Below are 13,700 nucleotides of genomic sequence, written 5' to 3' on the forward strand. Positions count from 1 at the left end.
ATCTCAAAGGAGTTTATTATGAGATGTGTAAAACCTATAGGAGCTTTGGCTCTAAGTGCATTGCTTTGTGGCACTCTTGGTGCGGCGGACTTTAGCAAAAAAAGCGATGCGGAATTGATTAATCTTTCAGGTATTGCCAAAGTTGAGGAGTTTGCGGATTATCAAATCGAAATCGCCAAACGTTTAAAAAAGAAATCCGAAAAAGAGGCAAAGGCTTTTAAAGAAAAACTTAAGGCTCAATACGAAAAAGCCACAGACAACCTCACTGTAAAGCAGCTAAGAGAATATAAACAAGCCACACACGAGGCAATGAAAAAACGTATAGAATCTATGAGTGTGAAAGAATTGCAAGAGAGTGGCTTGGATATACACAAACATTTTAAGAATCCAGAAGATAAGGCAAAAGACAAAAAAGATATGCCTAAAGATACTAAAAAATAAATTTCCCGCCTTATGCGCGGGGCAATCTATGCAATCCATAAGGAAGAGCAATGTCAGCAAAGATTATGTTACTCGAAGATGATTTCGTGCTTTCAGAGATTCTGTTAGAATTTCTACAAGAGCAGGGCTATGATGTGTGCTTATACGATAATGCAAAAGACGCGCTAAACGCTGCTTATGAGCAGTATTTTGACTTATGGATTTTAGATGTGAAAGTGCCTTATGGCAATGGATTTGATGTGCTAAAAGAGTTGAGAGGGTGCGGGAAAGACACGCCGGCTATTTTTATTACCTCACTTGATAGAATCACCGATTTGCAGAGTGGATATAAGGCGGGTTGTGATGATTATCTCAAAAAGCCCTTTGAACTCTTAGAGCTTTCTTATCGCATAAGCACTTTGCTTAAACGCTCCTTTTCACACACACAACAAGATTTTGTAACTCTGCATAATGGATATACTTTTGGGATTCTCACACAATTACTCTATGATGAGACGGGTAATATCGTCCCCCTTACGCAAAAAGAAAGCTTACTTTTGTCGCTTTTGTTGCAAAATAAAGGGCATTACGTCGCTCAAGAGATGATTTTTGATACCTTGTGGGAATACGAGCAGGAGCCTAGTGAAATGAGTTTGCGCGTATATGTGAAAAATTTGCGTAAGATTTTAGGCAAGGATAGTATTTTGAATCAGCGTGGACGAGGATATTGCTACAATGAAAATATAGGAGCACAAAGTGAGCAGGGATAATTCCAAGAAAGCTATTATTAAGATTCTCTGCCTCTATCTTGGGACAACAGGATTTTTTTTATGTGTGTTTTTTTGGTTTTTTTATGCAAAAGAAGAGCGGCATTTGACAGCGCAGCAAGTGAGTAATCTGCGTGAGATTAGCCTTGAGGTCTATGATATTTTACATACAAATAAAGATGATATATCTCTAGCCTTTAAGCAGATTGAATCTAATATCAGCCACCCTTTGCGAATCTACAACTACAAAGGCAATATCATTTATGATACCCTGCATATTACTCTAAGTGATGAGGAATATAAAAATGGCATTGCATTTCGTGGGGATAAGGTGATTATGGACCCTGCAATGCGCGAACGATTCCCAAGGTTGCCTCCACTCAATAAAAAAGAAAATATCCAAAATAAGAATCCTCTCCCCAAACCCTACAAAAGCCCACGTTATCAAATTTTTATCCAAGATAATACTTTAGATTCCCAAATTCTCTTTTTGCAAGTAAAGGTTGTGCTAGGCTTTCTTATCTCACTTTTTGCCATAGGCGTGATTGCCTATTTCTTAGTGCGATTGTCCCTAAAGCCTATGCAGGAGACGATTAATTCGCTCAATACGTTTATTAAAGATTCTACCCACGAGATTAACACACCCCTAAGCATTATCCTAATGAGTATAGAGACGCTCCAAACACATAATCTCACCGCTGCACAACTGCAAAAGATAGAACGCATCAAGCTTGCTTCAAAAAGCCTAAGCCATCTCTATAAAGATTTAGTGGCTTATAATTTTCCTCACACTATAAGCAATAAAAATGAGAATCTTGCCCTAGATTCGCTTCTTAAGGAACGTTTGGAGTATTTCGCACCATTCTTTGAACAAAAGTCCATTCAAGTGCAAAGCCAGATAGGGCTCAGCACAATTATAGCAAGTGCGGAAAAGATGAGCTGCGTGATTGATAATCTCTTAAGCAATGCGATTAAGTATAATAAAAAAGGCGGTAGAATCGTGGTAAGCTTAGAGCAGGGGCAGCTCTGCATTAGCGATAGTGGCTGTGGTATCTCGCTAGAAGAAAGTAAAAAGATTTTTGAGCGATATGTGCGCTGTAATGCCTTTCAAGGGGGTTTTGGCATAGGTTTAACACTCATTAAAAGGATATGCGATGAGTATCATATCCGCATTGAGGTGCAAAGCCAAATCGAGCAAGGCAGTAGCTTCACGCTTTTGTGGGATAAATGATAGCAACATAGCCTCATTATACTACTACATCACTCTAGCCTTAGAACTCCAAAATCTCATTTGTAAAACTACGCAATATCCAATGCAGCAGCATAACATATACTAAGATAAGAAAAAAACATAATACCCAATATATGAAGTACATAATATGCCCTCTTAGAATATATTGCAGCGGTGCAAATCACACCAAAGAAGCACATAAACCACCAAGGCGTATAAAACTCTATAGCATATAATTTCATACCCATAGCCCACTCTAAGAATCCATCGCATAAAGCACCAAGCCCCACGATATGCGCTAGCAACATCGCAGGAAAAAAGATGACAAAAAGCAGACTTAAAGGAATGCAGAGTAAGCATAAAGGCGTAAAATAAGGGAAAAACCAATGCACGATCGGTAGCATATGAGTAAAAATAAGCATATTAAAGCCCAATGGCACACACACCCATTTGTGCAAGAATCCCTCACGTATGTGCATATGGCGCATAAAAAGATAGATAAAAAACACACCGCTTACAGATAAAACAAATCCTATGCTTAAAATCAGACGTGGAAAAAGTGCTAAGCACACGCACACCACGACAAAGAGTAGCCTAAAACTAATAAGCTTAATGCCACTATGCACGACAAAGAATCCACACATCGCCATTACAAACGCACGCAAAAACGAGGGGGTAAAATCAAGCAACAAAAGATAGCCAAAAAGGCAGATAAACACGATAATCCCTATATCAAAATACTTGTTTCGATAGCTCACATAAGGGTGGAAGATTCTATACACAAGACTCAAAGCCCCTCCGATAACAAAACTCAAAATCCCCAAATGGAATCCACTTATAGCAATCAAATGCGCAATTCCAAGCTTATTGCTCAAATCACGCCAAGTATATGGCAAAAAATCCGCCATAAAAAGCGTTTTATACAAAGATGCTACTAAGGGTTCATTATGTTGTGATTCTATCCATATCCTAAGTGTATCTCTGTAATCGCGCTCTGCTAACACGTTCATACGATAGGAGATAAAAAAGCAACTTCGCAAATACTCCACAAAAGTGCAATCTAGCCTTTTGCCATAGATTCTCACAAAGCGATGGCTAAGGTCTTTTATACCTTCCTTGCTCGTTGTGTAAAACACCTCGCCATTGGGACTTTTAAGCTTTAATACTTGATAGGTTTTGCCATTTTTTTCTTTTTCGTATTGAGCGAGGACTTGCGCATAAATCTCCTGTGTGTTATCTGGGGCGATATATGCCATATACTGCCTGTATTCTTGCGATAAACTCCACGCAAAGACAAGCATACAAGCACACAGGAAAAGAATCCATTGCTTCTTCGTGCTAAAAAGCTCTACCTCAAAGGGTGAATGTGCGGACTTAGTAGAATTTTGCACTGCTAAAAGATATTTGGGACTTCAACTTGAGGGGTAGACTCTACACTTTCTTGTATTTGCTGGATAAACTCCTGCCCCTCAATGCTTGTCTCACTCATATCATACTCTTGTTTCTTTGGCTTATCCTCAAATCGTATGAAACGCTTATTGAACTGAATCTCAATCGTTCTCACCTCGCCATTGCGGTTTTTAGCAACGATAATTTCAGTAGGCTCTACCTCGCGCTCCTCGTGCTCAGGCTTAAAGTCTTTCTCTTTACCCTCTTTTTTTAACCTTGCATAACGCTCTTTATCTGCACGTTTCTTATACACATCATCGCGATATAAAAACAAAATCATATCCGCATCTTGCTCTATCGCCCCAGAATCCCGCAAATCCGAAAGTGTAGGACGCTTATCATCACGTTGCTCCACAAGGCGATTAAGCTGTGAGAGTGCGATGATAGGCATTTCAAGCTCCCTTGCCAACATCTTAAGCCCACGTGAGATTTCAGCAATCTCTGCTTGTTTATTAAAATCACTGCCCTTCCCGCCATTCATCAGCTGCAAATAGTCAATGACAGCAATGCTGATTTCAGGGTGCTGCTTTTTGAGCCTACGCAACTCACTCTTAAGCTGTGCGATACTCAAAAATGAAGTATCCACAATATGCAAAGGCTGCTTTGCCATTATATCCGCTGCTTCGCTCAATGTGCTTAATTCATCGTTAGTAAGATTTGCCGTGCGGAGATTCTGCAGGGCAATAGATGCCTTAGCACTAAGCATTCTCATACCAAGCTGCAAGTAGGGCATCTCAAGGCTAAAAAACACCACGCCCTTTTGCGAATCTAAAATATGCTGCGCGAGATTCAACACAAAAGTCGTCTTTCCCATACCCGGGCGTGCCCCAATGATAATCAAATCGCCCTTATTGAAACCTGTGGTGAGCTGATTTAACTCCCTAAAGCCCGTATCAATGCCCACAACAACATTATTCCCGCGATTTTTCAGATCTTTAAGGTAGTCAAGCACGCCGCCTACCATTTCTTGAGCATTATATACACTTCCTTGTGCCTTGCCAAGCGAAACAGCATTGAGCTTTTTCTCTACTTCATCGATAATCTCTACCACATTTTGATTATTATCAAGTGATTTTTCACGCAAAAAGTTCGCTAAATGCTGCAATTCACGCTTAATACTTGCCTCTTTGATTTCGTCTATATATGCCTCAATATTGGCAATGGGGTTGATGGCGAGAATCTCAAGCATTTCTTCTTGTGTGATTTTCTTATGTGGAGGCTTCTTGCTAAGGAGTATTTCACTATCAATAGGCAGATTATTTTTACTAAGATAGAGGCACATTTCAAAAATATCGCGGTGAGCAGGAAGCAGGAAGTCATCAGGCTTTAACTCATCAGCAATCTCATCAAACTTTTCAGGGGAGAAAAAAATCGATGAGAGGACAATTTTTTCAATCGTAACGATAGCTTCTTGCATATACATTCCTTGCAAAATAAAAGTGCTATTTTACTCTTTGTTTTTAGAATCTAAGCTTTATTGCTTGATAAATAGGCTTTCTCTTGCCATAAGCTATCACTTTGATATATGCAAAACCACAATGACAAATTATGCGAATATTATATTTGAATGAGTCTGTGCTTTGTGAAACTTGACTAAGGATTAAAAATGAAGTGAAACTCAAATGAGAATCTTGAAGAAAGCCTCCTCCTAAAAATACAGAGGAGACCAAATTATTAAAGCTTGTCAGCGTTTTTAGCAAGATATTCTGCCACGCCTTGAGCGTTAGGCTTCATACCTTCATCGCCTTTGTTCCAGCCTGCAGGGCATACTTCTCCGTGTTCCTCTACAAATAGCATAGCATCAACCATACGAATCATTTCATCAACATTGCGTCCAAGCGGGAGGTCATTAATCACTGCGTGGCGAATCACTTTGTTTTTGTCAATCAAAAAGCTACCGCGAAGTGCTACTGCGCCATCGAAAAGCACATCATAATCGCGAGAAATTTGCTTTTTTAAATCTGATACCATAGGGAAAGTTACTGCGCCGATACCGCCTTCATTCACAGGCACATTTCTCCAAGCGAAATGCACTTCTTTAGAATCAATAGACACACCAATTACTTTTACACCACGTGCTTCAAAATCTTTCACACGTTTGTCAAATGCGATAATCTCACTTGGGCATACAAAAGTAAAATCCTTAGGCCAGAAAAATATTACCGCGCCATTTTTGCCAATATTTCCATAAAGGCTAAACTCATTGTCAAAAGTCCCATCAGGCTTAACAGCTTCAGCTGTAAAATCTGGTGCTGGTTTTGTAACTAACATACCAAACTCCTCGTAAATAAAAAATATTGATAACAAATTATTATCATAGAGCGAGATTCTAATGTATACGAGTAACAAAATCCTAAACAAAACTACATTTTGCTTACATATCAAGCAAACCTGCAAAACTTCGTATTGTATAACAAAGCCTTTGAAAGATAAATAAGGACTAAATATAAAACTATTGCTATGCCATATTTAGCACAAAACTCTCCAACAAATGCAATATTGCACCTCTCATAACAGGTAACTTGAAGTAGAGATAATATCACATTTGGCATTACCTATAAAATATGTCAAAAATGTAAAATAAACTCTTAGTATGCTTGCACTTTTGTGTATTGAACCTAAGGTTTCTTGTTGCAATAAATATTGTATTATGTCATAGCCACTTTGGACACACAATCCAACTTAACCCATAAGTATCTAAATATTTACCACGCAATTCAAAACAATGAGAAAAGACCACTTTGAAAAAGTAATGTTTATTGGGGGGAATAGAGTCGGCAAAGAGCATAAAGATTTGCATTTGGCAGTGTTTGAGCGCTATCTATAAAGTATAGGTTAATAGATATCCTTTGAATAACAGAGATCGCAAGACTATGCAGTATGATGGCAGTAGTATTAAGTTGCCAACGTGAAAGCTATTGTTTCAATATACCTTATGAACAACTAAGGGAAATTAAAATGCTTGAAAAGCAAGTTTGATATTATAGCACTCTTTGCTCGGTGCGTTTTGTCGCATCAAGGAATGTATACCCAAATGAGAGGGAAAAGCCAATGAAAAGATTGCTCCCTATTTCGTCTATATACCTTCCTTGCAGAGCATAATACTTCACAAAAGGAGCAATGGCTAGTTTTTTATAAAGCTTTGTATCCACACGTGCTTCTATTTCAAGCTGATATAGGGGGTTATAGCTCTCTGGCGCGGAGCTGTGAAGATAATGACGCAAGTTGGTATAGTAGTAGAATTTAGAATCTTTGCTAAATTTATACTCGATTTTTATGCCACTCTCCCAACCATAGTTTTTTGACGCTGTGCTTTTAGCAAAGTCTTCTTCAGTAAAAATATTAATATGTAAATCTTTAAGATATACTCCATCAAAGAGCTTTGCCCCTGCATTTAAACGCACGATTTGCCGCCTATCTTCAAAGCCACTTTGATAGTTTGCCTTGAGAAATGGACCAACTTCAAAGCCCCCTACAAACGTAGGGACATACCAGATTCTATGTGTGTAGTCTGTGGAAATAAGGATTCTATCTAATGTGGTGTTATTGATACGTTCATTCCCACGCACAAGGATAGTGCGTCCATATTCTGCAAGGGCGGAGTTAAAAATCACATAACGTGGTGCATAAAAATCGACCCCTAAGTCAAAATACCCCTGCCCAATCAGCTGCGAATCTCCGCTAATGCGGCTATCTGAGAAACTTTCATATTCAGTTTGCCCCTGTATAGAGGTAGAGCTAACATTAGCCGCTATACGTTTTAGCTCGATATGCCACCCACGTTTATCTGGGTTTACGTCAATACCCACGCCATAAAGAGACATCACGCAAAAAATACATAAGCATAATATTTTCACACCAAGACATTTATTCATTATCTATTGTCTCATTTTTAATCTTTGCTAACCACTCATTGAGCGTCTTTTCAAATCCTTTTGTAGTGGATTCTACCACATCTAAAGGCTCTTTTAGGTAATCTTGTGCTACCCAACCACCAAAATCGTGTGGATAGAGGTAATCTTTATGGTGTTGCGTGATATGAGGCGGCACTTCTGGCGCATAGCCCTCTTTAATCATCTCCAAAGCCTTGTTAATAGCCTTGTAAGCGGTATTGCTCTTAGGTGAAGAGGCGAGGTAAATCACACATTGAGAGAGGATAATACGCGCTTCAGGATAGCCAATCTTACCAACGGCAAGCATTGTGCTTGTAGCAAGATTGAGCGCATTTGGATTAGCATTGCCAATATCCTCACTTGCCAAAATTACCAATCGCCGCGCGATAAACTCTGGATTCTCATTACTCGCAATCAGCCGCGCGAGATAATGCACACTTGCTTGCACATCACTACCACGAATGGACTTAATCATCGCGCTAATGAGATTATAATGGCTATCTGCCTCACTTGCCCCATCGTGAAGTGCAAATGGGCGTATGGATTTTAATATCTCTAGTGTAATAGTCTTATCATCTATGCTTAGGGCGACATCAAGGAGATTAAGCATAGCCCGCGCGTCTCCCACACTAGAGAAAATGAGATAATCTCTTGCATCTTGTGGTATGGAGGGATTCTTATCAAAATGTGTGTGTATGTAGCTAAGAGCGTGTGTGAGTATGCTCTCTAGATGTGCTGGGCTTAGAGGCTTTAGCTCAAAGAGAAAGCTACGTGATCGAATGGCATTAGTGAGCGTAAAAAAGGGATTATAAGTACTAGCACCAAAGATAATAGCACTATAAGATTCCATAATGGGTAGCAAAACCTCCTGTTGAGCGCGATTAATACGATGGACTTCATCAATAAACACAAGCGGCTGAAACAAAGAATCCTCATAACTTTTGACAAATTGCCTTAATTCCTCTATCTTAAAAGTTGTGGCATTATAGAACATAAAGGGCTTTTTTAATGCCTCTGCGATGAGTTTAGCTAATGTCGTTTTACCCACACCGGGCGGTCCATACAAAAAGCAATGCGCCAAAGCGTTGTTTTTAAGCATTTTAAAAAGCGGGGCACTAGGTGCGATTAAATGCTCTTGTGCGATAAAATCCTCTAAGGTCGTGGGGCGGAGTAGTGAAGCGAGATTTAGCAAAATAAGACTTTATTTTTTTTGAAACAAAATAATCTCATAGGAGCTTTCACTCGTTTTTAGCACATTGTTTTTACCCTTTTGCTTGGCAAGATCCTCACGCAAATCCCCTGCCATCTTATCAAGCTCATCAAGTCGATCTTTTAAACGTAGGATAATATCGACTCCAGCGAGATTCACTCCCATATCGCGCGTAAGCTTAAGTATGGTTTTAATTTTATCAATATCGCGTTGAGAATAGAGGCGCATTTTACCATCAGTGCGCCCGGGCTGGATAAGCCCTTCTTTTTCATATTGTCGTAAGGTTTGCGGGTGGATTTCTAGAATCTTTGCCACCACGCTAATAAGATACACAGGCTCATCATAACTATACATTTTCCCTCCTTTATGCGAGTTGCGCTTTTAGCATATTTTGCAATTCTTCACTTAGTGAATCTGTATGGGGCAAAATAATATTTGCCTTCACATACAAATCCCCAATAACACCGCTCTTGCGGTTTTTGATACCCTTGCCTTTAACACGGAATTTTTGATTATTTTTTGTATTGGGCGGGATTGTTAGGGTAACATCACCATAAAGCGTAGATAGGGCGATTTTACCACCAAAAAGTGCCATTTTGAGAGGAATATCAAGATTTTTAGATAAATCATCTCCCTCACGCTCATATTCTGGTGATGGAGAAATCTGCACCTTGAGCAATAAATCGCCATATCTACCATTCTGGGTATTTCCTTTACCTTTAAGGCGGATAGTCTCTCCATCTTTAATCCCCACGGGGACTTTAATATCAAAGCTCCCGCTTCTGCCGCTATAATGATAGCTGCTCCCAAGAGCCGCACTTTCAAAAGGGATTTGAATGCTATCTTGCACATCAAGGCTAGGTGTATTAAAATCACTAAAGCCAAAATCCCCGCTACCAAAGCTGCTAAATCCGCTATTGCCCCCACCAAAGTGGAATCTACTTCCATTCCCCGCGCTAAATCCGCCTTGCCCAAAAATAGAGGCAAGAATATCATCGAGATTGACATTACCCCCTTGTGCGCGGGAAAAATCGTGGAAATTTTGTCCGCCAAACATCGTATCGCCGAATTTGTCATATTGTGCCTTTTTATTTTCATCGCTTAGGACTTCATAGGCGGCATTGATTTCTTTAAACTTCTCTTCAGCCTCTGGGGCTTTATTAATATCAGGGTGATATTTGCGTGCAAGTCTGCGATAGGCTTTTTTAATATCCTCAATAGAAGCGTTTTCGCTCACTTCAAGCGTATCATAAAGACTTTTTGACATCATAAACTCCTTTAGATTCTGCAAAATAAATGATTGAGTTTAAGCGTTATTGTATCATAAAAGTTTAGTAAAGTATAATAAAGGTTTGATTTTTTATTTCATCGCCTTATAAAGCTATTACAAGCTATAATAATACACATTTAAATCTAAAGGAATAATGAGTGGCTGACACACAAGCGCAGTTTTTAGCTCTCAAGGCTTCGGCAGGGAGTGGCAAGACTTTTAATCTAGCTTTGCGATTTATATATTTACTTTTTTGTGGTGCAAAGGTTCATCAAATCCTCACGCTGACTTTTACCAAAAAAGCTTCTAATGAAATGCGACATCGAATCTATGAGCAATTGCATCTGCTTTTTATGAGTTTTAAACAGAACACATATAGTGAAAACTTGATTTATAAGGCATTGAGGGAAAAGGGTTTAAGCCATCAAATGCTTTATGAGCGCATAGGGGTGGTATATAATGAATTTATACGAAGCAATCCACGTATTACAACTATTGATGCATTTTTCCATACAGTATTAAAGAAATTTTGCTGGTATGTGGGAGTTTCTGTATATTTTGAAGTAGGCAACACAAACCAAAGCAGTATTGATGAGATATTCTTAAAGCGCCTACACACAAATCAAATAGATGAAATTGTGGAATTTTGCTTTTATAATGGACTACGTATTAAGGACTTTTTACAACTTTTACATAATCTCTCCTTGCTTCCCACTCAAGACATAGAAAACGCATTTGCAAATAAGGCAGATAATGTAAGCCATATAAGTTTTAAATCAATTGAAGAAGCTATCAGGGTGCGTATGAAAAAGATAGATGATTATATCCAATCAGTAGAAGATGGGCATAAGAGTCTCAAGAAAGGTTTTTATAAAGATTCTATACAAGCTATTATCGATAGCCCTAATTATTTATTGCAATGGAGCGATCATTCACAGAGTAAAAAATTTGATTTTTCTGCGTTTGATAATGAACGTAAGGAAATTTTAGCCTCTATACAAATGTATTTTGCAAAAAAGGAGCAAGAGGCATTAAAACAGCTTGAGCAGTATTTTAGACACTTTAATCGAGCAAAGCATATCCATAATAGTCAGGAGAATGTGCTTAGCTTTACTGATGTGATGTTAAAAAATTATGAGCTTCTCGCACTGAATGATGATAGGGACTTTTTCTACTTTCGTCTTGATGATAAGATTACGCATATATTGCTTGATGAGTTTCAAGATACAAGTCTTACGCAATATCAAATTCTCTATCCCTTGATACACGAAATATATTCTGGCAATGGACGCATAAATGACAGAAGTCTTTTTATCGTGGGTGATGAGAAGCAAAGTATTTATATGTTTAGAGGGAGCTTTGCGGCTGTATTTGAGGAAGCGACAAAATCTTTCACGCAAGAAAATCTCCCCTTTAATTACCGCTCAAGCCAACGTGTGATTGCCTTTAATAACCACACTTTTGCTAAATATTATAAAAATTATATACCCCAAGAATGTCCTCAAGATTCTAAAAAAGAGCAGGGCTATGTACGTGTGCTAGAAGTGGCGGCAGATAATGAATCCTTACAAATGCAGGTGTATAACGAAGTAGAAGCACTACTCCATAAGGGCGCAGATGAGAATGATATAGCTATTTTAGTGTTTAAAAATGATGATGCTTCTCTATTGAAAGAATATATTAATGCTCAAAATCCGCATATTCATATCATTACCCAAGCGAGTGCCTCACTCTTTGAGAAAAAGGAAGTAAAGATTCTTATATATGCACTTACTTATATTCATTTGCACACACAGCTTGTAAGTCAAGATTCAAACTCTGCTGAAGGGAGGGCAAGGCAGATAAGCAATGCTCTAAAACTTTACGAAAAGAAATTATGCAAGCTTCTTGGCAAATCTTATGCAGATTCTAAAAATATTGTTTCAAAAATAAATACTATTCCTCGCTCCTCTAATATGCCCATCTCCCAAGTAGTGCTTATGCTTATTGAGATGTTTAATATAGCGCATAGTGCGTGTATGCTGTTTTTGGAGCTAAGTTGTGAGTATGCGAGTATTGAATCCTTGCTTGATGAAATCCCCAAATTGCAGTGCAATGCCCCTACGCAAAGCAATAATGGCGTTAAGATTATGACGATACATAAGTCTAAGGGCTTAGAATTTAAATATGTAATTTTATGCGATAGATTAAGTCAATCTCAGGCTAATAATGATAAGTTTATTTATGAATATGAAGGAACACATATCAAACATATATATTATAAAATGAAGGGAAGAGAGAACTTTGATAAGCAGTATAATCAAGCCTTAGAAGCACACAAAAAACGTCTTGAAAGGGAAGAGTATAATGTGCTATATGTGGCTTTCACACGTGCAAAATTTGGATTAAGCATAGCCCAAAAAGCAAAAGGAAGTGCATTTGGGATTCTACAATTAGATACAAAGGGTGATGAGATACCATCTCTATGCAACCTGCAAGATGCACAAGCAACTCAAGTGCCACTTTATATACTTGAAAATATGTCATCTTTTGGGCGACAAGAAGTGTTTTTAAAATATGAGAACGAGCAAGAGGGGATTTTGAGTATGGAGCAATGGCATAATATTATTTTTGGAAATGCGTTGCATAGCGTCTTTGAGTGGTATTTGGGCTATGGGATAGCACAAGAGGATGTGTATCATATTTTGCTTAATCGCTATGGCTTTGCCTTGAGTGATGAGAGTATCTCTCAAGCTATCAAATCTGCCATAGGCTGCATACAAAGCGAGACATTTACAGCCTTAAAAAAGGGTAAAAATATAATGTGTGAAGTAAGCTATATCGCAGAAGGCTGTTTGTATCGTATCGATGTGCTTTTGTATGATGATAGAGAATGGATTGTGCTTGATTACAAGAGTGGAGCAGCAAATAAAGAGACACAAGCAGAGCAAGTAAAAGGCTATATGAAATTCTTAAATACATTAGACACAAAGCAGAATAAAGACATAAGAGGTTTTATTGTCTATCCGCTGAAAAAGCCAGATGGGCAGTTTTGTGAAGTGCATTTATAAGATGCCCTAGCCTTCAAACAGAGGTTTTGTTTTTTAAATTGTGTATCTCGTATAGCTAAAAGCCTTACGCCAGCATAGGAATACAAGAACAGAAACTACGAGCGATAGATTTCTTTAAAATTCAAAAATAGTGGGAGAGAAGCTAAATAACAAATCATCTTCTATAAAAGAACAATTTTTCTCTGCTGCAATATAAGGAGAAAAACTTCTCTTTTGGACAAAAGAGATTTTGACAGGAGATAAAATATTACAAATAATCGAAAGTATAAAGCCTCCATGGTTATACTACAGAATCTACCTTAAGAAAACTCATCTTATAAGTGGTAAAATACTATTTCATCCACTCACTTTGTTTATATTCTTACTTTATTCTTTATGGGGACTTTTTGCTTATTGTAGAATAAGCATAT

The 13,700-nt window shown here is 38.2% G+C and carries 11 protein-coding genes; 4 read left to right on the top strand and 7 right to left on the bottom strand.

The window, feature by feature from the left end; translation table 11 throughout:
- The first annotated feature begins 18 nt into the window (after window positions 1–18).
- The 3 genes from QZ289_RS09185 to QZ289_RS09195 are packed head-to-tail and all read left to right on the top strand — an operon-like array spanning window position 19 to window position 2,418.
- The gene (locus QZ289_RS09185; protein WP_295701851.1) at window positions 19–441 is read left to right on the top strand and encodes a DUF1104 domain-containing protein; all 423 of its coding nucleotides are present in this window, start codon (window positions 19–21) and stop codon (window positions 439–441) included.
- Window positions 442–491: 50 nt separating this feature from the next.
- A complete protein-coding gene (locus QZ289_RS09190; protein ID WP_295701853.1) occupies window positions 492–1,190 on the top strand; it encodes a response regulator transcription factor in 699 nt (232 codons plus the stop codon).
- Complete coding sequence (locus QZ289_RS09195; protein ID WP_295701855.1) at window positions 1,177–2,418, top strand: HAMP domain-containing sensor histidine kinase; 1,242 nt, start codon at window positions 1,177–1,179, stop codon at window positions 2,416–2,418. Before QZ289_RS09190 ends, QZ289_RS09195 begins: the two co-directional genes overlap by 14 nt.
- A gap of 68 nt (window positions 2,419–2,486) precedes the next feature.
- Here QZ289_RS09195 and QZ289_RS09200 read toward each other — a convergent pair whose 3' ends face one another.
- From QZ289_RS09200 to QZ289_RS09230, 7 genes are all read right to left on the bottom strand, one after another.
- Window positions 2,487–3,809: a ComEC/Rec2 family competence protein gene (locus QZ289_RS09200; RefSeq protein ID WP_295701857.1), complete on the bottom strand. Its 1,323-nt coding sequence runs from the start codon at window positions 3,807–3,809 to the stop codon at window positions 2,487–2,489.
- Between the two features lie 2 nt (window positions 3,810–3,811).
- Complete coding sequence (locus tag QZ289_RS09205; protein WP_295701859.1) at window positions 3,812–5,284, bottom strand: replicative DNA helicase; 1,473 nt, start codon at window positions 5,282–5,284, stop codon at window positions 3,812–3,814.
- Between the two features lie 257 nt (window positions 5,285–5,541).
- On the bottom strand, window positions 5,542–6,138 hold the full coding sequence (locus QZ289_RS09210) for a peroxiredoxin (protein ID WP_295701861.1): 597 nt from the start codon (window positions 6,136–6,138) through the stop codon (window positions 5,542–5,544).
- A gap of 710 nt (window positions 6,139–6,848) precedes the next feature.
- On the bottom strand, window positions 6,849–7,742 hold the full coding sequence (locus QZ289_RS09215; protein ID WP_295701863.1) for a hypothetical protein: 894 nt from the start codon (window positions 7,740–7,742) through the stop codon (window positions 6,849–6,851).
- Window positions 7,735–8,952, bottom strand: a complete 1,218-nt coding sequence (locus tag QZ289_RS09220) for a replication-associated recombination protein A (RefSeq protein ID WP_295701865.1) — start codon at window positions 8,950–8,952, stop codon at window positions 7,735–7,737. The genes QZ289_RS09215 and QZ289_RS09220 overlap by 8 nt, the downstream gene beginning before the upstream one ends.
- Before the next feature lie 9 nt (window positions 8,953–8,961).
- The gene (locus QZ289_RS09225; RefSeq protein WP_295701867.1) at window positions 8,962–9,324 is read right to left on the bottom strand and encodes a helix-turn-helix transcriptional regulator; all 363 of its coding nucleotides are present in this window, start codon (window positions 9,322–9,324) and stop codon (window positions 8,962–8,964) included.
- 10 nt (window positions 9,325–9,334) lie between these two features.
- On the bottom strand, window positions 9,335–10,237 hold the full coding sequence (locus tag QZ289_RS09230) for a J domain-containing protein (protein ID WP_295701869.1): 903 nt from the start codon (window positions 10,235–10,237) through the stop codon (window positions 9,335–9,337).
- Window positions 10,238–10,398: 161 nt separating this feature from the next.
- Here QZ289_RS09230 and QZ289_RS09235 point away from each other — a divergent pair, with 161 nt between their 5' ends.
- A complete protein-coding gene (locus QZ289_RS09235; protein ID WP_295701872.1) occupies window positions 10,399–13,290 on the top strand; it encodes a RecB-like helicase in 2,892 nt (963 codons plus the stop codon).
- The last annotated feature ends 410 nt before the right edge of the window (window positions 13,291–13,700 follow it).

Source organism: uncultured Helicobacter sp. (genome assembly GCF_910577135.1).
In the GTDB taxonomy this organism is placed as follows: Bacteria; Campylobacterota; Campylobacteria; order Campylobacterales; family Helicobacteraceae; genus Helicobacter_C; species Helicobacter_C mastomyrinus.